General features: G+C 68.1%; 18 protein-coding genes. 11 read left to right on the forward strand and 7 right to left on the reverse strand.

Annotated features, from left to right (window positions below; translation table 11 throughout):
- Positions 1 to 131: 131 nt before the first annotated feature.
- Complete coding sequence (locus RWO82_RS01540) at positions 132 to 965, reverse strand: alpha/beta hydrolase (protein ID WP_314422393.1); 834 nt, start codon at positions 963 to 965, stop codon at positions 132 to 134.
- Between the two features lie 249 nt (positions 966 to 1,214).
- Between RWO82_RS01540 and RWO82_RS01545 the strand changes: the two genes are divergently transcribed.
- Together RWO82_RS01545 and RWO82_RS01550 are read left to right on the forward strand one after the other, a co-directional pair.
- Positions 1,215 to 1,406, forward strand: coding sequence for a hypothetical protein (locus tag RWO82_RS01545; protein WP_314422395.1), 192 nt, complete (start codon positions 1,215 to 1,217; stop codon positions 1,404 to 1,406).
- A gap of 340 nt (positions 1,407 to 1,746) precedes the next feature.
- Complete coding sequence (locus tag RWO82_RS01550; RefSeq protein ID WP_314422397.1) at positions 1,747 to 2,136, forward strand: hypothetical protein; 390 nt, start codon at positions 1,747 to 1,749, stop codon at positions 2,134 to 2,136.
- Between the two features lie 5 nt (positions 2,137 to 2,141).
- Here RWO82_RS01550 and RWO82_RS01555 read toward each other — a convergent pair whose 3' ends face one another.
- Genes RWO82_RS01555 through RWO82_RS01565 form a run of 3 tightly spaced genes read right to left on the reverse strand, consistent with a single transcriptional unit; the run spans position 2,142 to position 7,932 of the window.
- A complete protein-coding gene (locus RWO82_RS01555; protein WP_314422399.1) occupies positions 2,142 to 5,606 on the reverse strand; it encodes an error-prone DNA polymerase in 3,465 nt (1,154 codons plus the stop codon).
- The gene (locus RWO82_RS01560; protein WP_314422402.1) at positions 5,606 to 7,144 is read right to left on the reverse strand and encodes a DNA polymerase Y family protein; all 1,539 of its coding nucleotides are present in this window, start codon (positions 7,142 to 7,144) and stop codon (positions 5,606 to 5,608) included. Before RWO82_RS01560 ends, RWO82_RS01555 begins: the two co-directional genes overlap by 1 nt.
- Positions 7,141 to 7,932 carry a hypothetical protein gene (locus RWO82_RS01565; RefSeq protein ID WP_314422403.1) on the reverse strand — a complete coding sequence of 264 codons (792 nt, stop codon included), beginning with the start codon at positions 7,930 to 7,932 and terminating at the stop codon, positions 7,141 to 7,143. Before RWO82_RS01565 ends, RWO82_RS01560 begins: the two co-directional genes overlap by 4 nt.
- Positions 7,933 to 8,094: 162 nt before the next feature.
- Between RWO82_RS01565 and RWO82_RS01570 the strand changes: the two genes are divergently transcribed.
- Genes RWO82_RS01570 through RWO82_RS01590 form a run of 5 tightly spaced genes read left to right on the forward strand, consistent with a single transcriptional unit; the run spans position 8,095 to position 11,373 of the window.
- Positions 8,095 to 8,562: an A24 family peptidase gene (locus RWO82_RS01570; RefSeq protein ID WP_314422405.1), complete on the forward strand. Its 468-nt coding sequence runs from the start codon at positions 8,095 to 8,097 to the stop codon at positions 8,560 to 8,562.
- Positions 8,563 to 8,598: 36 nt separating this feature from the next.
- Positions 8,599 to 8,811, forward strand: a complete 213-nt coding sequence (locus RWO82_RS01575; RefSeq protein WP_314422409.1) for a response regulator — start codon at positions 8,599 to 8,601, stop codon at positions 8,809 to 8,811.
- Entirely contained in the window at positions 8,804 to 9,448 is a 645-nt protein-coding gene (locus RWO82_RS01580; RefSeq protein WP_314422411.1) for a CYTH domain-containing protein, read from the forward strand. The genes RWO82_RS01575 and RWO82_RS01580 overlap by 8 nt, the downstream gene beginning before the upstream one ends.
- Positions 9,449 to 9,502: 54 nt before the next feature.
- Positions 9,503 to 10,657 carry a type III polyketide synthase gene (locus RWO82_RS01585; protein WP_314422413.1) on the forward strand — a complete coding sequence of 385 codons (1,155 nt, stop codon included), beginning with the start codon at positions 9,503 to 9,505 and terminating at the stop codon, positions 10,655 to 10,657.
- A complete protein-coding gene (locus tag RWO82_RS01590; protein WP_314422415.1) occupies positions 10,654 to 11,373 on the forward strand; it encodes a methyltransferase domain-containing protein in 720 nt (239 codons plus the stop codon). The genes RWO82_RS01585 and RWO82_RS01590 overlap by 4 nt, the downstream gene beginning before the upstream one ends.
- 56 nt (positions 11,374 to 11,429) lie before the next feature.
- Here the strand turns inward: RWO82_RS01590 and lpdA are convergent, their stop codons facing one another.
- Positions 11,430 to 12,827: a dihydrolipoyl dehydrogenase gene (lpdA, locus tag RWO82_RS01595; RefSeq protein WP_314422416.1), complete on the reverse strand. Its 1,398-nt coding sequence runs from the start codon at positions 12,825 to 12,827 to the stop codon at positions 11,430 to 11,432.
- Positions 12,828 to 12,836: 9 nt separating this feature from the next.
- Complete coding sequence (locus tag RWO82_RS01600) at positions 12,837 to 13,535, reverse strand: copper resistance protein CopC (RefSeq protein ID WP_314422418.1); 699 nt, start codon at positions 13,533 to 13,535, stop codon at positions 12,837 to 12,839.
- Positions 13,536 to 13,635: 100 nt separating this feature from the next.
- Here RWO82_RS01600 and RWO82_RS01605 point away from each other — a divergent pair, with 100 nt between their 5' ends.
- The 3 genes from RWO82_RS01605 to RWO82_RS01615 all read left to right on the forward strand — a co-directional run bounded on the left by RWO82_RS01605 (position 13,636) and on the right by RWO82_RS01615 (position 15,453).
- Complete coding sequence (locus tag RWO82_RS01605; RefSeq protein WP_201470141.1) at positions 13,636 to 14,121, forward strand: FHA domain-containing protein; 486 nt, start codon at positions 13,636 to 13,638, stop codon at positions 14,119 to 14,121.
- The gene (locus tag RWO82_RS01610) at positions 14,121 to 14,807 is read left to right on the forward strand and encodes a MerR family transcriptional regulator (protein ID WP_314422423.1); all 687 of its coding nucleotides are present in this window, start codon (positions 14,121 to 14,123) and stop codon (positions 14,805 to 14,807) included. The genes RWO82_RS01605 and RWO82_RS01610 overlap by 1 nt, the downstream gene beginning before the upstream one ends.
- A gap of 100 nt (positions 14,808 to 14,907) precedes the next feature.
- On the forward strand, positions 14,908 to 15,453 hold the full coding sequence (locus RWO82_RS01615) for a MerR family transcriptional regulator (protein ID WP_314422426.1): 546 nt from the start codon (positions 14,908 to 14,910) through the stop codon (positions 15,451 to 15,453).
- 120 nt (positions 15,454 to 15,573) lie between these two features.
- Here RWO82_RS01615 and RWO82_RS01620 read toward each other — a convergent pair whose 3' ends face one another.
- Positions 15,574 to 16,386, reverse strand: a complete 813-nt coding sequence (locus RWO82_RS01620) for a ParA family protein (RefSeq protein WP_314422579.1) — start codon at positions 16,384 to 16,386, stop codon at positions 15,574 to 15,576.
- A gap of 93 nt (positions 16,387 to 16,479) precedes the next feature.
- Here RWO82_RS01620 and RWO82_RS01625 point away from each other — a divergent pair, with 93 nt between their 5' ends.
- Positions 16,480 to 19,887 carry a pyruvate carboxylase gene (locus tag RWO82_RS01625; protein WP_314422429.1) on the forward strand — a complete coding sequence of 1,136 codons (3,408 nt, stop codon included), beginning with the start codon at positions 16,480 to 16,482 and terminating at the stop codon, positions 19,885 to 19,887.
- Positions 19,888 to 19,906 lie beyond the last annotated feature (19 nt).

The following is a 19,906-nucleotide window of genomic DNA, read 5'->3' on the forward strand; positions in this document are numbered from 1 at the left end:
AGCGCACTTGACTGGGGGTCAAGGGGTCGCAGGTTCAAATCCTGTCAGCCCGACCGAGAAAGGCCCGGAAACTCGCAAGAGTCTCCGGGCCTTCTGCATGTGGGGGAAGCCCCTTGAGTCTGCCTCTGTCGTCACTCCGAGGTTGCGTCCTGTCGTTCCGGCACGAGGCCCCAGTCCGTGAGGATGTCGATGGTGACATGGGACACTTCGTCCGGCGCATCCCAGGTGACCATGTGGCCGGCCTCAGGTATGACGTGCTCGGTGATGTTCTCGGCTGCGGCCCACCGTGTCGTCGCCGTGGCGATGTTCCCCGTTCGGTCGCGGTCTCCTCGCACGAGGGCGATCGGCACAGGGGAGCGGTATGCGGGGTCCGGGGCGATGAACGCGGCGGTGGCTGCCCAGACATCGAGGAATACGTGCTTGGGCATGCGGGCGAACACCGCCTCCGTGCGGCTGATCGCATCGGCGGACACGGCCGAGGCCCGCGCCATCAGACGCGGAAGCGCGGCTGCGGGCACCAGAGCGAGCAGCGGACGGGCACTCCGGAGCGCGACCCGCTCGAGCCACGTGAGCGGTCCGGCGTTCCATGCCGAGTCGAGGATGATGATTCCACCCACGAGCTCCGGGCGCTCCTTCGCGAAAGCCTGCACGAGATTGCCTCCGAGAGAATGACCCACGAGCACGGGCGCGTCGACGCCGCACTCGGTGAGCAGCGCACCGAGATCATCGAGTGCATCGCGGGCGGTGAAGCGCGTGTCGTCGCGGAGCGTCGACTGCCCGTGGCCTCGCAGATCCCAGACGATCACCCTGGCGCCACGCGCAGAGAGTGAGGCGGCGAGGGCATCGAACATCGAGTTGTCGACGCCCGCGCCGTGCGTGAGGATCACCGCCGGTGTGCCTACGCCCTGATCCGCGAACGACAGGTCGGCGGTCGGGCGCACCAGACTGCGGTCCAAAGTCACCATGCTCCGACGCTACCGGGAACGACGCCCACGTCTCCTGACCTGCATGTCGACGCGGACTGACGGGCGACTTCACCGGTTCCGCTGCACGAAGCACCAGGGACAGCGGCTGGATCGTGCCGCAGTACCCGCACCTCTATGCGACCCCGTGAGTTCGGGGGGAAGCGTTCTGCGCTCGGTCAACCCCCTCGGCCGATCGGATTCGCGTGCGTAGCGTCATGATTCCCACGCATCCCAACAAAGGAGATGACAATGAGTGATCTGCAGAACACGCACGGGACCCCGGGCGCAGACGAGGAAGCGGACACGGCGTCCGGCGGCGCCCCCGACGATTCGAACTCGGACGACACATCGGAGACCTCGTCGAAGAGCACAGACGAGATCCTGGAGGACGAGACGACCGACGACGACGGCAAGCCCCTGGAGAACCCTTCGGGCGGCTGAGCCCGCGTCTCACCATCAGACGAGAGCACCGCGTGCCGGAGGATCGGCGGGCGGTGCTCTTTGTCGCTCGCGCGTCTTCCGGGATGGTTGCCCTCCCGAGTCATCCACCCCAGTTGGATCGCTCGAGAGGGCTCACCGTCCGTCCCGGACGGTAGGGGAGGCGGCGAAACTCTCGCTGCTCTCATCGACTGATTCCCCACGATTCAGCCGGTAGCCCCCGCTACTGGAAGCAGAATATCGCTAAATGTCTGTGTCCGCCATTTGGGGGACAAAGAAATATACGAATGTTTCTTCCCAATTCCGGGGTTGCCGTGAGAGGACTGACTCATAGAGTGGGGTCATGGACAGGAAGCTCGTGCTGGAAGCGCAGGTCGCGATCCCGGTCGGCCATCGCGTCGAGGTGACCGAGCACATCGTCGAGGCGACGGGGAAGCCGGCTGTGCTCCTCATCGTCGACCTCGAGACGGGTATCCGTTATCGCCGGGAGGGCGCGTCCCGGGGCGACCTCACGCGCTGGTTCGGACGGGTCGTCGACTGCACGGTGACGATCGGCGGTCACGCCACCTACACGGCGCTCGCGGTGGACACCGACGGAGACGGCAGTGGAGCAGCGGGAGCGGAAGCGGCGCTTCTGGGCGCAGACGCGGCGGTCGACGCGGCGAAGGCGCAGGCCGCACGCTGGGGAGGCGGCGACCGCGTACCCGAGCCCGAACCCGAACGCTTCTGGTGACATCCTCACCGGAAATCGCGTGAACGGTGCGACACCCCGGTGCGGAGATCTTCGAAAGCGTCGGCCAGCACATTCACGACGCCCTCTGCCGAGCGTTCGAGGATGCCTCGGATGATGAGCGCCGGCGAATCACGGGCGATTCGCCGATAGCGCCCCCATACTCCCGTGGAGCAGATCACGTTGACGAGACCGCTCTCGTCTTCGAGGTTGAGGAAGGTGACGCCTGCTGCCGTCGCCGGACGCTGCCGATGCGTGACGAGCCCCGCCACCTCGACCCGTCGCCCGACCTCATGCTTCTGAAGATCCGCGGACGAGAGCACCCCGCGTTCACGCAGTGCGTCACGAAAATGGGACATCGGATGGTCGTCGGTCGAGACGCCGGTCGACCAGAGATCGGCGGAGAGGCGCTCATAGCTGGACTGGTCGCTGAACAGTGGCGGCTGCACGGCCACGGTCGTACCGGGGAGATACTGTGCGCGGTCTTCAGCCGCTGCGCCGGAGAGCCAGATCGCTTCACGGCGCTGGAGTCCGAGGCACTCGAAGGCGCCGGCCGTCGCCAGGGCCTCGAGCTGCGCGGCCGTGGCATCGGTGCGCCTCACCAGATCGTTCAAGTCGCGGTAAGGGCCCTCGGCGTCGCGCTCCGCCACGATGCGTCTGGCCAGTGGCATGCCGATCCCGCGTACGCCGCTGAGACCGAGGCGCACCGCATAGGCGCCGTCTCTGCGGTGCTGCGCCGATTCGTCCGGGCGGGACCGATCGAATCGCGGCACCTGCGGTTGCGCCGGATCGCTGCAGGAATCGAGGCCCGTCGGCGCCCGCAGCGGTGCATCGCCGTCGAGGGGCTCCAGAATCTCGGTGGCGCCGGAGGCATGCAGGTCGGGTCGTCGCACCTCGACGCCGTGTCGCCGCGCATCAGCGGTCAGGGTCGAGGCGGAGTAGAAGCCCATGGGTTGTGATCGCAGGAGTCCTGCGAGGAACGCCGCGGGATAGTGCAGTTTGAGCCACGAGCTCGCATAGACGAGAAGGGCGAACGACAGCGAGTGCGACTCGGCGAATCCGAAGTTCGAGAACGCCTGGATCTGCGCGTAGATGCGATCGGACTGCTCGGTGGTCAGGCCGCGCCGAGACATGCCCGCATAGAGCTTGTCGCGCACTTTCTCGATCTTCTCGAGGCCGCGCTTGGATCCCATGGCGCGCCGCAGGAGGTCTGCTTCGTCAGCGGTGCAGTCGCCGATGGCGGTGGCCATCTGGATCAGCTGCTCCTGGAAGATCGGGATGCCCAACGTCCTCTTCAGGATCGGTTCGAGGTCGCTGTGCGGATAGGGGATCTCGAGCACCACCGGGTCCTCGCCGCGGTCGACTCGCGCACGGTTCTCCTCGTCGAGCGTATCCTTCGCGATCTTGCGACGGACGAAAGGATGCACTGCTCCGCCCTGGATGGGACCGGGGCGGATCAGGGCGATCTGGATCGCGAGATCGTAGAAGGCGCGGGGCTGCAATCGGGGGAGCAGACCGATCTGTGCTCGCGACTCGACCTGGAACACTCCGATGGAATCCGCCCTGCACAGCATGTCGTAGACGGCGGGCTCCTCCTTCGGAAGCGTCTCGAGCTTCCACTCCTCGCCCGTGGCATCGTGGATGAGATCGAAGCAGTGCTGCAGAGCAGCCAGCATCCCGAGACCCAGCAGGTCGAACTTCACGAGGCCCATCCAGGCGGCATCGTCCTTGTCCCACTGGATGACCGTGCGATTCTCCATGCGCGCATGCTCCACGGGGACGACCTCGCCGACGGGTCTCGCTGTGAGAACCATGCCCCCGGAGTGGATGCCGAGGTGTCGGGGGGCCTTCAGCAGCTCGCCTGCATAGTCGATGACGTTCTGCGGGATGTCGTGCTCCTCGGCCATCTCCAGACCCGAGCTCCAGCCGTCGACCTGCCGCGACCACGCGTCCTGCTGGCCGGGTGAGTATCCGAGCGCCCTCGCCATGTCGCGCACGGCGTTCTTCGGACGGTACTGGATGACGTTGGCGACCTGGGCCGCGCGCTCTCGCCCGTATTCGCCGTACACCCATTGGATGATCTCCTCACGGCGGTCGGAGTCGAAGTCCACATCGATGTCAGGCTCCTCCTGCCGGGTGGTGGCGAGGAACCGCTCGAACGGCAGCCGATACAGGATGGGATCGACCGCGGTGATCCCCAGCAGGTAGCAGACCGCACTCGCCGCGGCGGAGCCCCGTCCCTGGCAGAGGATGCGACGACGCTTCGCCTCGGTGACGATGCCGTGCACGATGAGGAAGTAACCGGGGAAGTCCTTCTCTTCGATCACGTCGAGTTCACGCTCGATCCGGCGATGCCCGTCGGCATCCAGGTTCGGATACTTCGAGGGGACCGCCTGCCACACCAGCTGCCGCAGCCAGCTCATGGGAGTGTGCCCTTCGGGGACCTTCTGCCGAGGCAAGGCAGGGCGTGCGCGGCGGAGCGGGAAAGCAGATGCTGCTGCGAGTTCGAGCCCATATGAGATCGCCCCCGGATAACGCCGGAAGCGCGCCGTCATCTCCGCCCCGCTGCGCAGGTGCGCGCCGCCGTGTGAGGGCAGCCAGCCGTCGAGATCGTCCATGCTCCGCACGGCCCGCACGGCTGCCACAGCCTCGGCGAGCGACGCCCGCTCCGGGGTCGCGTAATGCACGTTGTTGGTCGCCAGCACGGGGAGTCTGAGTCTGCGGGCGAGATCAGCCAGTGCATCGTTGCGGCGTGTGTCGAGCGGGTCGCCGTGATCGAACAGCTCGACGGCGACATGATCCTGGCCGAACAGGTCGACGAGCCTTCGCAGAGGGGTCAGCGCATCCCCGGATTCGAGACCGCGTCGCACACCGCCCTTGCGGCATCCCGTGAGGATCGTCCACTGCCCGTCGGCCATCGCCGCCAGCTCATCGAGGTCGTAGACAGGGCGACCCTTCTCTCCGCCGCGGAGGTGAGCGGCGGTCATGGCGCCCGAGAGCCGGTGATACCCCTCCAGACCGTCGGCGATCACGAGCAGGTGCTCTCCGACCGGGTCTGCCGATCCGCGCTGCGGTGCGTCGAGTCCGAGTGACAGCTCGGCCCCGTACACCGTCTGCACCTCGGCCTGCATGAGCTCGGCGACTTCGGCGAAGCGCGCCGCCCCGTAGAAGCCGTCGTGATCGGTGAGCGCCAGGGCTGTGATGCCGAGCCGTTCGGCCTCGGCCAAGAGGTCTTCGGGCGATGAGGCGCCGTCGAGGAACGAATACGAAGAGTGCGCGTGCAGCTCGGCATAGGGGACGGCGTCGTCCGGTCGCGTCATCGTCGGCGGCGGAGTGCGCGTGCGGCGAGTGCTGACCGGCCCGGGATCGGGACGGATCGTCGGAGGCTCCCCGCCGATCGGATGGGGGGACTCCTCGCCGCTCAGAGCCCGCTCCAGCTCGCTCCACGTCATCGGTGGGTTGTGCCACCCCATCAGCGGTACCTCCCCTCGGCCCACCAGCGGCCCCCGGCGGAGAAGACGAGCCAGGCGCGGTCGTGACCGTCGACGATCTGAAGTCGATGCCCTCTCTTGCCCCCCGACGGATCCCAGCGTCGTTCATGGATCGGCCAGGGCCCTGCCCACGCCCGCACGTCGTCGCCATCGATGTGAGACGGGGCGGCGGACAACGCACCACGGTCATCGACGGCGATCGTCTCCCCGGCCTCGGAACGGACTCCGATCGGTCGAGGGGGCAGGAACACCTCCGCCGGCAGCGGGTCGGGCAGGCTGCCGGGCCAGGGCTGCTCGGGGTCTCGGGGAGCGACGGGCCGCTCTCCCCAGGGAGTGAGCACCTGGCGGTCGGCGAGCCAGCGGCCGCCCGAGAGAGCCGCGGTGACCACCCCCTGATGACCGAGCATGGTCTGCACTCGGGATACGGCATGATGCAGGCGCTCGTCGGTGCCGGAACCGAAGAGACCGGGCTGATGGTGGGCGGCGTCGTCCACCGCAACGGGAACGATGCGCACCAGAGTGATGCCCCCGAACGTCCGCGCCTCGTCGACGGGGCCCTTGGCGGATTCGGCGGCCAACGCCTCCAGCTGCCAGCGGACCCTGTCGACGAGGTCGGCGGCGTCGAAACAGGTGGGATGCAGCCACGGGCGGGAGAACACGGCTCCGTTGTCGTCGGTCAGATCGATGCGGACCTCGGTGCACACGACCGATGCCTCGCCCAGTGCGAGCATGACCGAGTCGGCGGTCTGCCGAACCGCGAACGCCACCTGATCGGCACCGGCCAGAGGGGACTCGAACTCGATCGAGCGCACCAGCTCTGGATCGGGTGGACGGGGGACCACCTCTCGGGAGTCGGCGCCGGCGGCGAGAGCGTGCAGGCGGGCACCGCGCTCGCCGAATCGATCACGCACCTCGATCTCGTCGAGCCCAGCGAACCCGCCCAGCGTGCGAACGCCGAGTCTCACCAGCAGGCCGGTGAGCTGCTCGTCGCGCAGGACCTGCACGGGAAGAGGGTGGAGGAACTCCTGGGCGCGGCCGGGTGGCACGACGGTGCAGGCCGTGGGTCCTCTGGCTGCGAGCTCGGCTGTGAACGGGCCGTCGGCGATGCCCACGCGCACCTCGGGGAAGCCGGCATCGGCCAGCATCCTGATCAGACTCTCTCCGGCAGCCTCCTCGCCGTCGTGATAGCGCGATATGCCGCGGGCGCGCACGGCGGCGAGCCCCGGTCTCAGCATCGCCACGCCGGGGGCGCTCTTCTCGATGAGCTGGATCACCGGCATGAACGCACGCTCGTCTCGAGCCGGGTCGTGGGGCAGCACCCGCAGTGAGGAGAGATGGCCCTGTGCGACCCTGCGGCGCTGCCCCGCACGCACTCCGTGCTCACGAGCCGAGGCCGTGCACGCGATGACGCTGTTCGCATGGATGAGGGCGGTCGGTGCGTGGGGCGGTGGTCCGCCCAGCGCTGCGCGCAGCGGCCAATCCGGGAACCACAGCACGAGCACGCGCAACGGGGCGGTCATCCTGCCACCGCCAGACGCCGGTACTCCTGCGCATCTCCCTGATCGCGCAGACCCGGCAGTGCGGTCAAGCCGGTCGCCGTCTTCGTCGGGGCCTCGGCGGGCAGCTCCTCGATACCGCCCCCGGGACCGGGGAGACGCACGCGAACGCTCGTCGGCAGGGGGCTGTGCCGTGTCGTCGCGGTCACCGTGGCCGTGGATCCCTCGATCAGCCCCCACCCTTCGCCGATGCCCTCCCACTGCTGGTCATGGAGGCGGATCGTGCCCTCGCTCTGCGGCCAGGCACCGGCGGAAACGGATTCGGTGACGAGAAGGGTGCCTCCGCGATCGCGCAGACGCGCGCCCAGGCGCGACACGTCGGCATCGCGTGCGCGGCTGCCCGGCTGCACTGCGATCAGCGGGACGACCTCGGCCAGCGCGGACGTCGCAGCCAGCCATCGCTCTCCCGGCTCGGGGACGAGGATCAGGCGGGGCAGTGCGATGCCGAATGCCGCTGCTGCCTCGACGCCCAGCGTGGGCATGCCGACCACCGCGCACCAGAGCCCTCGCCGCGAGGCCGCGCTGAGGAGGGCGAGCACCAGGCTCGGCGAGGGGGAGACCGTGTAGGCGGTTCCCGTCTGCAGGCCCTGTTCGGGGAGCAGGGAGGAGAAAGCCGTGTCGAGGGGGAGCAGCGGAAGATCGCTGCGCCGCCGTTGCATGCGGCTGATCTCCCGTCGCAGCCGCAAGACCTCTCCGGCGCGAGAGTCGCCTGCCGGAGAGAGCGCGGTCACCGCTTCGAGCCCGATCCCCATGCATCCATCCTCGAATATATGTACTAGTAAATCAACTGCAGATGATGACTCTATTTCGAACGTCCGACATTCGCAGAACGCGATCGCCATCGGGCGCGGCGCATCGGGCGGCGTTATCCACACCGCTCCGCGCGCAGCGGGGATCTCTTCTACCCTTCCCGGATGGATCCCCGCACTCTGGCAGTGATCGTCGTGCACCTCGCGCTGTTCGCGGTGGGCTGCGTCCTCCTCGTCATCGACGTCCGCTCGCACCGCCTGCCCGACCGGATCGTGCTGCCCACCCTCGTCACGCTCCTCGCTCTCGTTCTCCTCGATGCGCTCCTGGGAGAGACCGCGAGTGCGGCGAGAGCCGGTGCCGGCATGCTGATCCTCGGCGGTTTCTATGCGCTGCTTCGCCTGATCAGTCACGAGGGAATGGGGGGCGGCGACGTCAAGCTCGCCGCCGTGATCGGTCTCGTCCTCGGCTGGCACGGGTGGCAGGCGCTCGCCGTGGGGGCCGCCGCCGCGTTCGTGCTCGGGTCGCTGTACGCCATGGTGCTGGTGTCACTGCGCCGAGCGGATCGGTCGACGCGCATCGCGTTCGGGCCCTGGATGATCGTCGGCGCGATGCTCGGCATCCTCGTGGCATGACGCACCGATCGCCCTGACGGGGTTAGGGTGAAGCACATGGCACTCGCACGACTCCACGGAGGCCCGCTCGACGGGCAGATCATTCCCCTCGACGACGCCGACGACAAGCTGATCGTCCCCTACAGCGAGACGCAGGTGGTGTACAACCGCCGCGGTGACGAGCAGAACACCGGCGACACCGACGGTCCCACCGAGATCGACTACTGGTACGACGAGGCGCTCGAGGAGATCAACCCCTCGGATGACTGAGAGTCACCCCGCTCCGCAGTCGCACTCCGAGCCGTCCAGGGTCGTCGAGGTCGAGCGCAAGTACGACGTGGACGACAGCACCCCGCTCCCCGCGTGGGTGGGGATCCCCGGAGTGGACGCCGTGTCGTCCGGTGAGGTGCGCGAGCTCGACGCCCGCTACTTCGACACCGCCGACGCCCAGCTCTCACGCTCGGGGGTCGCTCTGCGTCGCCGTACGGGAGGCCCCGACGCCGGATGGCACATCAAGGGGCCGCGCGAAGGCGATGGCCGCCTCGAGATCGGATGGCCGCTCGACGGTGACGGGAGCATCCCGGATGCGGTGACCGCCGCCGTCGCGCGATGGGCGACAGGTCCGCTGACGCCGCTCGCGCGGATCGAGAACACTCGCACGGCGTACCTGCTCTCGGGCAGCGGCGGCGTGGTCGCCGAATTCGTCGACGACCACGTGCGTGCGACCGACCTGAGACAGGACGAGCATCGGCGATGGCGGGAGTGGGAGGTCGAACTCGGCCCGGCCGCTCCCTCTGACGCCGCGGGGAGAGAAGCACTCTTCGAGGCTGTGGAGAGAGCGATCTCCGAGGTCGGAGGGCGCGATGCGTCATCCGGCTCCAAGCTCGCCCGCGCTCTGGGTTTCTGACCCACGATGCAAGCCCCTTCCGTGCGGATGCGCGGTCGTGCTTGAGTGACAGGCATGACCCGCTCCGCCGTACTCCGCTCGCTGCGGACGATCGTTCCCGACACCGTCATCCAGCAGCACGAGGTACGCGACATGTTCGCGTCGCAGCCCGACGTCGGACGCCTCGCGCAGCGGATCATCGGAGCGTCCTTCAACCAATCGGGCATCGACGGCCGTCACACCGTCATCGCAGAGCTGTCGCCGACCGCGACCACGGAGGAGACCGTCTTCTTCGATCGTGGCACCGGGCTCCTGCAGTCTCCGGGCACGGCCGCGCGCAACGACGTCTACACACGGGAGGCGTCGCGTCTCTTCGTGGAGGTGGCGCGCGGCGCCCTCGACGCCGACCCTGACATCGTCGCCGCCGACATCACACACGTCATCACGGCGTCATGCACGGGCTTCCACGCGCCGGGGCCCGAGTATGAGATCGTGCGAGGACTCGGGCTCTCCGACAGCGTGCAGCGGTATCACCTCGGGTTCATGGGCTGCTACGCCGCGCTGCCTGCACTCCGAGCCGCGAGCCAGTTCTGCGCGGCCGACCCCACGGCGGTGGTGCTGGTGGTCAGCGTCGAGCTGTGCACGGTGCATCTCCGCTCCTCCGAAGACCCCGATCTGATCGTCGCCAACTCGCTGTTCGCAGACGGCGCCGCCGCCGGCATCGTGACCGCGCGCGATCTCGCGACACCCGTTCCCGCGGTTCGTCTCGACGGCTTCCACACCGCGATCGCCGCAGAGGGCGAGAAGGACATGGCCTGGACGATCGGCGACCACGGCTTCGAGATGATCCTGTCGACCAAGGTGCCTCAGATCATCGGTGAGACCATCATCGGAGCGATCCGTCCGCTGTACACCCGCGAGGGCGAGCTCGCGGCGGCGTTCGACGAGGGGTGTGTGGGCGAGCGGGTGCAGCACTGGGCCATCCACCCCGGAGGGCGCAGCATCCTCGACCGCGTGCAGGAGCGGCTGAATCTCAGCGATGCTCAGCTGCACCCGTCCCGCGAGACGCTGCGCGAGAACGGCAACATGTCGAGTGCGACGGTGCTGTTCGTGATCAAGCGCATCCTCGACGACGGTGCGACCGAAGGATCCCGCGTCGCGGCGATGGCCTTCGGCCCGGGGCTGACGGCTGAGAGCGCGCTGATGACGGTCGCGACCGGCGTCTCGTGAAACACGACCTCTCGACGCGCGCCACCGAGGCGCGCGAGCTCATGGACGACCCGGATGCCGACATCGACATGCTCGAGCGCACCTATGCGCGATTCCGCCTGGTGAATGCACTCGTCTCCCGACCCGGTCTGCTGTACCGACGAGAGATCCTGCCGCGTGCCCGCCGCGGCCCGGTCAGGATCCTCGACATCGGCGCAGGCGGGGGAGACGTGTGCAGGATGATCGCGGCCCGGCTGCGGCGAGCGGGGTTCGACGCGGAGATCACCGCCCTGGACGCGGACGACCGAGCGATCCGCTGGGCGGCGCAGCAGGATGCAGGTGCAGGCATCCGCTACCGCTGCGCGTTCTCATCCGACCTCGTGGCGGAGGGGGAGCAATACGACGTGGTCTTCTCGAATCACGTGCTGCATCATCTCACCGGAGCCGAGCTCGACGGGCTGATGCGCGACTCGGCCGCACTCGTCGCAGCCGGTGGAGTCGTGGTCCATCGCGACATCGCGCGCACGCGCCTCGCCTATGCGCTGTACGACGCGGTGACGTGGATCCTCGCCGGCACGCTGTTCCGTCGCTCGTTCATCCGGGAGGACGGCCTCATCAGCATCCGCCGCTCGTACACGCGGCGGGAGCTCGTCTCGCTCGTGCCCGTCGGCTGGACGGTGCGCTTCGGTCTCCCTTCGCGGCTGGAGCTGCGCAGGATCGACGACGCCGGCTCGTGACGCTCGAAGGCCCGGCCACGCGTGAGCGTGCCGGGCCTTCGAGCGATCGCGAGCGATCAGAAGTTGATCATGTGACCTGCGAGGCCGTGGAAGCCCTCCTGCAGCGCCTCCGACAGCGTCGGGTGCGTGTGCACGTTGCGTGCCAGCTCGAGAGCCGTGAGGTCCCACTTCTGGGCCAGCGTCAGCTCCGGCAGGAGCTCCGACACGTCCGGTCCGATCATGTGGGCGCCGATGAGCTCGAGGTGCTCGGCGTCGGCGATCAGCTTGACGAATCCGACGGGCTCGCCGAGACCGTGCGCCTTGCCGTTGGCCATGAACGGGAACGTCGCGACCTTGATCTCGCGCCCCTCGTCCTTCGCCTGCTGCTCGGTGAGGCCGAACGAGGCGACCTGCGGCGAGCAGAACGTCGCGCGGGGCATCATCCGGTAGTCGCCGAGGGTCTGGGTCTCCGCGCCGCCGATGGTCTCGGCCGCGACCACACCCTGGGCTTCGGCGACGTGGGCGAGCTGCAGCTTGGCGGTCACATCGCCGATCGCGTAGATGCCCTCGACGTTGGTGCGCATGTGGTCGTCGATGTCGATCGCGCCGCGCTCGGTGAGCTTCACACCCGTCGCCTCGAGGCCGAAGCCCTCGACGTTCGGGGCGAAGCCGACCGACATGAGCACCTTGTCGGCCTCGATCGACGACTGCTGGCCGTCCTTGCCGGTGTACGACACGGTCACGGACGAGCCGTTGTCGACGACGGACTCGACCTTGGTGGAGGTCAGGATGTCCACGCCGTAGTTCTTGTACTGCTTCGTGATCTCCTTCGACACGTCGGCATCCTCATTGGGGAGCGCGCGGTCGAGGAACTCGATGATCGTCACCTTGACGCCGTAGTTCGTCATGACATAGGCGAACTCCATGCCGATGGCGCCGGCGCCGACGATGACGATCGACTTGGGGAGCTCGCGGCTGAGGATCTGCTCCTCGTAGGTCACGACGTTGTCGCTGAGCTGCACGCCCGGCAGCAGGCGGACCTTCGAGCCCGTCGCGATGATCGCATTGTCGAAGGTGACCTCTTCGGTGCTGCCGTCGGCCTTGGCGACCGAGATCGCCTTCGGGCCGGTGAAGGTGCCGCGACCGTCGTACTCGGTCACCTTGTTCTTCTTCATCAGGAAGTGGATGCCCTTGACGCGCCCGTCGGCGACGACGCGGCTGCGATCGAACGCCTTGCCGTAGTCGATCGTGAACTCACCCGAGATGCCGAAGAAGTCGGCCTTGTGGTTGAGCGTGTGAGCGAGCTCCGCGTTCTTCAGGAGTGCCTTGGACGGGATGCAGCCGACGTTGAGGCACACACCACCCCAGTACTTCTCCTCGATGATTGCGGTGGACAGACCGAGCTGCGCGCTGCGAACCGCAGCGACGTATCCGCCAGGACCTGCACCAAGGATGACGACGTCGTAGTGTGGCATGCCTTAAGCCTATCGCTCCGAGGGTGCGTCGGAGTCTCCGCCCGATGCGTCGGAGGAGAGCTCCGAGTCGGCGGAACCGCGTCCTCTGAGAGCGATCGTGATCACGACTGCGACGACGAGGATCAGGAAGCCGACGATCGCGACGATCCAGATCCAGGCGGTCGACTCGGAGGGCTGCTCAGAGCCGGACGGCTCGTCACCGGGGGCAGCCGTGTCACTGGTCGTGGGTGCGGGTGCGGGTGCGGCGGTCTGCGACGGCGTCGGCTCCGGGGTCGCGGTGTTCTCGGGGGCGGTGGGCGCGCCCAGGGTCGACGTGGCGACCGTGAAGGTGAAAGTCTTCGACGTCGGGTGCCCGTCGCTCGAGACGACCTTCCACGTGACCTCGTACTCCCCGGCGGCGGCCTCGGCGACGAGCGGCTGGGTGACGACGGCCCCGTCGACGGTCGCCGGACCGTCCGTCACGGATGCGCGGGATGGATCGATGACGGTGACCTCGGTGGCTCCGTCGCCGTCGATGAGCTTCGCGCTGAAGGTCAGCGTCAGCTCCGACGGCAGAGTCTCGACCGTTGCGCCCGCCTCCGGGGACGAGGAGATCAGGCTGTCGTGCGCCGACGCCGACAGTGGCGAGACGAGCACCAGGAAGGCGGTCAGAAGGGCCGCGGCGAGGGCGATCGGAGTTGCAGGGAGGCGTCGGGCGTCGGTTTTCACGGGTCCAGCTTAGGAAGTCGCGGTATGCGCGGCCTGAGTGGGAATCCGGATGCCGCGACCTCGCCGTGATCCGTTAGTCTGGAGCACTAGGAGGGCAGAAGTGACAGACAGCGAGGGCCGACAGGCCGGTGATGCCGCGATCCACCGTTCCGGCGAGCAGCGACACGATGTGACGCAGACGTTCGGACACGATTCGGATCTTTCCTTCGTGCCCTTCGGGGTCGAGCTGACGGAGGTCGAGCAGAGTGCCATCGCGGCGCTCCCGTCGGGCTCCGCTCTGCTGTTGATGCGCTCGGGCGCCCTCGCCGGTGCGCGTTACCTCCTCGACACGGACGTGACCACGGTCGGACGCCACCCCGAGGCGGACATCTTCTTCGATGACGTCACGGTGTCTCGTCGTCACGCCGAGATCACCCGATCGGGCGCATCCTTCGAGATCATCGACCAGCGGTCGCTCAACGGAACGTACGTGAACGGCGAACGCGTCGACCGCAGCCCCCTCGTCGACGGCTCCGAGCTGCGGGTCGGGAAGTTCCGGTTGAACTTCTTCGCCTCACCCGCCGATCGCGCCGCAGCGAACGCCTGATGGCGGCATCCTCAGCCCGTGAACGCTCCGCGTCCGCGGGCCTTCTGAGCATCGGCCAGGTGCTGGCACGACTCACACCGGAGTTCCCCGAACTCACCTCCAGCAAGCTGCGCTTCCTCGAGGTGCAGGGAATCGTCTCTCCGTCGCGGACCGAGTCGGGCTATCGCAAGTTCTCGCAGGCCGACATCGAGCGTCTGCGGCTCGGTCTCACCCTGCAGCGCGATCACTACCTTCCGCTCAGCGTCATCCGCGAGCAGCTCGATGAGGCCGAGGCGAACGGCGATTCGGCGGTGTTCGCGCCGCCTCCGTCGATCGCGCCGGCGCCGCGCCGTTACCGACGCGAAGAGCTGCTGTCGGCCGCCGGCGCAGGGCCTCAGCTCCTCAACGACGCGATCAGCACCGGGGTGATCATCGCTCAGGAGACATATTCCGAGGCGACCGTCACGCTCCTGCGCGGACTCGTCGCGCTCGACCGTCACGGCATCGAGCCGCGTCATCTGCGGGCGCTGCGGCAGGGCGCGGAACGCGAGGTCGCGCTGATCGAATCGGCCATGTCGGCTCTGCTGCGACGCACTGACGCGCCATCGCGGGCCAAGGCGAGCGAGATGGCCCCGACACTCGCCGCGAAGATCGACGAGGTGCGCTCCCTGTTCGTCAAGGAAGCGCTCACGCGTCTGCTTTCGTAACGAACTGATTGCGACACACCTTCGCGGCCGCGCGGATGTCATTGCCGGTGCACGGGGGCTGCTCTAGCGTGGAGATAACAGCTCCAGGGAGGATTTCCAGATGAATGCGGATGAGCGTGCAGGCGACCCGCGGTTCGTACCCGAACTCCTCTTCACCGACGGTCTCCCGGCGATGGACGACGAGGTCGGGTACCGCGGCGCGGTGGCCGCTCGTGCCGCCGGCATCACCTATCGCCAGCTGGACTACTGGGCTCGCACCGAGCTGGTCGTCCCCACGGTTCGCGGTGCGAGCGGGTCGGGTTCGCAGCGTCTCTACGGCTTCCGCGACATCCTCGTCCTCAAGCTCGTGAAGAGTCTGCTCGACACGGGTATCTCGCTGCAGCAGATCCGCACCGCGGTCGACGAACTCCGTCGCGCCGGAATCCGCGACCTCGCGGGAACGACCCTCATGAGCGACGGCGCGTCGGTGTATCTGTGCACGTCGAACGACGAGGTCATCGACCTGGTCAGCCGTGGTCAGGGCGTCTTCGGCATCGCGGTCGGCAAGGTCCTGCGCGAGGTCGAGTCCACGCTCGTCGCCTTCGACACCGCCGCGCCGGATCCGGTCGACGAGCTCTCCGTGCGTCGGTCTCAGCGCTCCGCCTGAGCATCCCGATCCATCGCGGCCGGGTGTGTCCGATCGCTCGTCGACGGCTCGCCGATCCGCGCCCCCTGAACGACGAACGGCCATCCTCGTGAAGAGGATGACCGTTGTCGTCTCCGGTGGTCAGGCCTGCGGGCCCGATTCCGGAACCGGAATGCGTCCGGTGCGGATGATCCTGTCGAGCAGCGAGTCGAAGTCGGCCGCGAGTTCCTGAGCGGAGTCGCCGGGCCAGATGTGCAGGGGCTTCGCGGCACCCTGCGCCTGCTGCAGAGAAGTGCGCTCCGGGAGCTGAGGGGAGAGCACGAGAGGTCCGAACATGTCGCGGAGCTCCTTGATGCGGAACTGGTGCTCGATCGACTGCGGGCGCACGCGGTTGACGACGATGCCCAGCGGCTGGAGGCGAGGGGAGAGACCTCGGCGGATCTCCTCGATGGCGCGCAGCGCGCGATCGGCAGCGGCCACGGAGAACAGTCCGGGTTCGGTCACCACCATGACGCGGTCGCTCGCCGCCCATGCGGTGCGGGTCAGAGCGTTGAGCGACGGAGCACAGTCGATCAGGACGAGGTCGTAGTCCGCCTCGACCGCAGCGAGCGCCTCTTCGAGCTTCCACACGTCGCGCACGCTCGGGTGCGGGCCGTCGAAGTTGATCGCCGACGGGCTGCCGATCAGCACATCGATGGTTCCCGGGTGCACCTTGGCCCAGCCGCTGGCTGTGATCGCCTGACGGACGACCTTCTCCTTCGGGTTCGCCAGGACATCGGCGACGTTGAGTCGTCCGGCCACCTGGATGTCCATGCCGGTGGACACATCGGATTGCGGGTCGAGGTCGACGACGAGCGTTCGGACACCACGGGCGAAGGCCGCTGAGGCCAGGCCGAGGGTCACGGTCGTCTTGCCGACGCCTCCCTTGAGAGAGCTGACGCTGAGTACGTGCACGAACACCACGTTACCTTCCCCTAGGCTGGGTGCACACTCAGCCCCGCCCCATGCGCGTCGTTCGCGTCGTGCATCGAGCTTTCAGAGGTGTGCATGTTCACGAAGATCCTTGTGGCGAACCGCGGCGAGATCGCGATCCGTGCCTTCCGAGCGGCCTACGAGGTCGGGGCGAGAACCGTCGCGGTGTTCCCGCACGAGGACCGCGGGTCGATGCATCGGCTCAAGGCCGACGAGGCCTATGAGATCGGGGAGCGCGGGCACCCTGTGCGCGCATATCTCGACGTCGACGAGATCATCAGGGTCGCCAAGGAGGCGGGCGCCGACGCGATCTACCCGGGTTACGGGTTCCTGTCCGAGAATCCCGAACTCGCCGAGAAGGCCGCGGCCAGCGGAATCGTCTTCGTGGGCCCTCCCGCGAACGTGCTCGAGATGGCCGGCAACAAGGTCGAGGCCAAGCGGCACGCCGTCGAGGCGGGGGTTCCGGTGCTTCGCTCGACGGAGGCGTCCGACGACGTCGAGACGCTCGTCGCCCAGGCCGCTGACATCGGCTTCCCCCTGTTCGCCAAGGCCGTGGCAGGAGGCGGAGGGCGCGGCATGCGGCGAGTGGAGAAGGCCGCGGAGCTCGCACCCGCGCTGGCCGAGGCGATGCGCGAGGCCGAGAGCGCCTTCGGCGATCCGAGGATGTTCCTCGAACAGGCCGTCGTGCGTCCCCGCCACATCGAGGTGCAGATCCTCGCCGACAAGTCCGGCGAGACCGTGCACCTCTTCGAGCGCGACTGCTCGGTGCAGCGTCGTCACCAGAAGGTCGTCGAGATCGCGCCCGCCCCGAATCTCGACGAGGGCATCCGCACAGCGCTGCACGGCTACGCCGTCGCGTTCGCCAGGTCGATCGGGTACGAGAACGCGGGAACCGTCGAGTTCCTCCTCGAGACGGCGGGGGAGCGCGCGGGCGAAGTGGTGTTCATCGAGATGAACCCGCGGATCCAGGTCGAGCACACCGTGACCGAGGAGGTCACCGACGTCGACCTCGTGCAGAGCCAGATGCGCATCGCCGCCGGCCAGTCGCTCGCCGAGCTGGGGCTGCAGCAGCAGAACCTGCATGTCCGCGGAGCCGCTCTGCAGTGCCGGATCACGACCGAGGATCCGACTCAGGGGTTCCGGCCGGACACGGGCAAGATCACCACGTACCGCTCGCCGGGCGGCGCCGGCATCCGCCTCGACGGCGGGACCGTGCACCAGGGCGCCCAGATCAGTCCGCACTTCGATTCCATGCTCGCCAAACTCACGTGCCGGGGCCGCGACTACCCGGCTGCCGTCGCCCGCGCGCGACGAGCGCTGGCGGAGTTCCGCATCCGTGGCGTCTCCACCAACATCCCGTTCCTCCAGGCTCTGCTCGATGACGACGCGTTCATCGCCGGCGACGTGAGCACGTCCTTCATCGACGAGCGTCCGGAGCTGCTCAAGGGCCGCGAGTCCAAGGACCGCGGGACGCGGATCCTGAACTGGCTGGTGGACGTCACGGTCAACAAGCCGAACGGCTCCCACCCCGGCGTCATCGATCCTCGCTCGAAACTGCCCTCGCTCGACCCGGATGCGCCTGCGGTCGCCGGGTCGCGTCAGCGTCTGCGGGAGCTCGGCCCGGAGGGCTTCGCGCGCAGCCTCCGCGAGCAGACGGCGCTCGCGATCACCGACACCACGTTCCGCGACGCGCATCAGTCGCTGCTCGCCACCCGGGTGCGCACGAAGGATCTCGTCGCCGCCGCTCCTCACATCTCGCAGCTCACTCCCGGCCTTCTCTCGGTGGAGGCATGGGGCGGCGCGACCTACGACGTCGCGCTGCGTTTCCTCGGCGAGGATCCGTGGGAGCGCCTCGACAAGCTTCGTGCCGCGCTTCCCAACATCGCCATCCAGATGCTGTTGCGGGGGCGGAACACCGTCGGCTACACGCCGTACCCGACCGCGGTGACCGAGGCCTTCGTGCGCGAGGCGGCAGCCAGCGGCTTGGACATCTTCCGCATCTTCGACGCCTTGAACGATGTGGAGCAGATGCGCCCCGCCATCGACGCCGTGCGCGCCACCGGCACAGCTGTCGCAGAGGTCGCGCTCTGCTACACGGGCGACCTGCTCGATCCGGCCGAGAACCTCTACACGCTCGACTACTACCTGCGTCTGGCCGAGCAGATCGTCGAGGCGGGCGCGCACATCATCGCGATCAAGGACATGGCCGGGCTGCTGCGTCCTGCGGCCGCCGCGCGGCTCGTGAGCGCGCTTCGGGAGCGATTCGACCTGCCGGTGCACCTGCACACGCACGACACCCCCGGGGGGCAGCTCGCCACGCTGCTCGCAGCCAGCGCCGTCGGGGTCGATGCGGTGGATGCCGCGTCGGCGCCGCTCTCGGGGACGACCAGCCAGCCGTCGCTGTCGTCGCTGGTCGCGGCGCTCGCGCACACCGATCGCGACAGCGGCATCGATCTCGGTGCCGTCTCCGACCTCGAGCCGTATTGGGAGGCGGTGCGGCGGCTCTACGCACCTTTCGAATCCGGACTGCCCGGGCCGACGGGGCGCGTCTACCACCATGAGATCCCCGGCGGGCAGCTCTCGAACCTGCGCCAGCAGGCCATAGCGCTGGGGCTCGCCGACGATTTCGAGCTGATCGAGGACATGTACGCCGCGGCGGATCGCATCCTCGGACGCGTCCCGAAGGTCACTCCCTCGTCGAAGGTGGTCGGCGACCTCGCGCTCCATCTCGCCGCGGTCAAAGCCGATCCTGCCGATTTCGAAGCGAACCCGGAGAAGTACGACGTTCCCGATTCGGTCGTCGGCTTCATGGCGGGCGAGCTCGGCGATCTGCCCGGCGGATGGCCGGAGCCCTTCCGCTCCAAAGTCTTGGCCGGTCGCACGGTGCGGACGGGGCTCACCCAGATCTCGGCCGATGATGAAGCGGCTCTCGCGGGTGACAGCCCGACGCGTCGCGCGCGCCTGAACGAGCTGCTGTTCCCGACGCCGACGCGCGAGTTCACTCGGACGCGCGAGCAGTACGGCGACGTCTCGGTGCTCGACACAGGCGATTACCTCTATGGGCTCGTCCAGGGGCAGGAGCATCTCGTCGAGATCGACAGGGGCGTGCAGCTGTACGTCGGTCTCGAGGCCATCGGCGACGCGGATGACAGGGGCATCCGCACCGTCATGACCACACTGAACGGCCAGTTGCGCCCCGTGTTCGTGCGCGATCGCTCTGTCGCGGTCGACGCCCACGAGGTGGAGAAGGCCGACACCTCGGTGCCAGGTCAGGTGGCGGCGCCGTTCTCCGGCGTCGTCACGCTCAAGGTCGACGTCGGATCCGCCGTGAGAGCGGGAGAACCGGTCGCGTCGATCGAGGCGATGAAGATGGAGGCGGCCATCACCGCGCCCGTCGACGGAGTCGTCGAACGGCGTGCAATCGGCGCCACACAGCAGGTCGATGCGGGCGACCTTTTGGTCGTCATCCGTCCTGCGCACTAATCTTGTGCGGGCGCGGGTC

It is taken from the genome of uncultured Microbacterium sp., from assembly GCF_963521645.1.
Classification (GTDB): domain Bacteria; phylum Actinomycetota; class Actinomycetes; order Actinomycetales; family Microbacteriaceae; genus Microbacterium.

What these genes read in the sequence shown, in the direction of transcription:
- RWO82_RS01540 (WP_314422393.1), bottom strand. Translation starts at nt 965, where the DNA reads ATGGTGACTTTGGACCGCAGTCTGGTGCGCCCGACCGCCGACCTGTCG.
- RWO82_RS01545 (WP_314422395.1), top strand. Translation starts at nt 1,215, where the DNA reads ATGAGTGATCTGCAGAACACGCACGGGACCCCGGGCGCAGACGAGGAA.
- RWO82_RS01550 (WP_314422397.1), top strand. Translation starts at nt 1,747, where the DNA reads ATGGACAGGAAGCTCGTGCTGGAAGCGCAGGTCGCGATCCCGGTCGGC.
- RWO82_RS01555 (WP_314422399.1), bottom strand. Translation starts at nt 5,606, where the DNA reads ATGGGGTGGCACAACCCACCGATGACGTGGAGCGAGCTGGAGCGGGCT.
- RWO82_RS01560 (WP_314422402.1), bottom strand. Translation starts at nt 7,144, where the DNA reads ATGACCGCCCCGTTGCGCGTGCTCGTGCTGTGGTTCCCGGATTGGCCG.
- RWO82_RS01565 (WP_314422403.1), bottom strand. Translation starts at nt 7,932, where the DNA reads ATGGGGATCGGGCTCGAAGCGGTGACCGCGCTCTCTCCGGCAGGCGAC.
- RWO82_RS01570 (WP_314422405.1), top strand. Translation starts at nt 8,095, where the DNA reads ATGGATCCCCGCACTCTGGCAGTGATCGTCGTGCACCTCGCGCTGTTC.
- RWO82_RS01575 (WP_314422409.1), top strand. Translation starts at nt 8,599, where the DNA reads ATGGCACTCGCACGACTCCACGGAGGCCCGCTCGACGGGCAGATCATT.
- RWO82_RS01580 (WP_314422411.1), top strand. Translation starts at nt 8,804, where the DNA reads ATGACTGAGAGTCACCCCGCTCCGCAGTCGCACTCCGAGCCGTCCAGG.
- RWO82_RS01585 (WP_314422413.1), top strand. Translation starts at nt 9,503, where the DNA reads ATGACCCGCTCCGCCGTACTCCGCTCGCTGCGGACGATCGTTCCCGAC.
- lpdA (WP_314422416.1), bottom strand. Translation starts at nt 12,827, where the DNA reads ATGCCACACTACGACGTCGTCATCCTTGGTGCAGGTCCTGGCGGATAC.
- RWO82_RS01610 (WP_314422423.1), top strand. Translation starts at nt 14,121, where the DNA reads ATGGCGGCATCCTCAGCCCGTGAACGCTCCGCGTCCGCGGGCCTTCTG.
- RWO82_RS01615 (WP_314422426.1), top strand. Translation starts at nt 14,908, where the DNA reads ATGAATGCGGATGAGCGTGCAGGCGACCCGCGGTTCGTACCCGAACTC.
- RWO82_RS01625 (WP_314422429.1), top strand. Translation starts at nt 16,480, where the DNA reads ATGTTCACGAAGATCCTTGTGGCGAACCGCGGCGAGATCGCGATCCGT.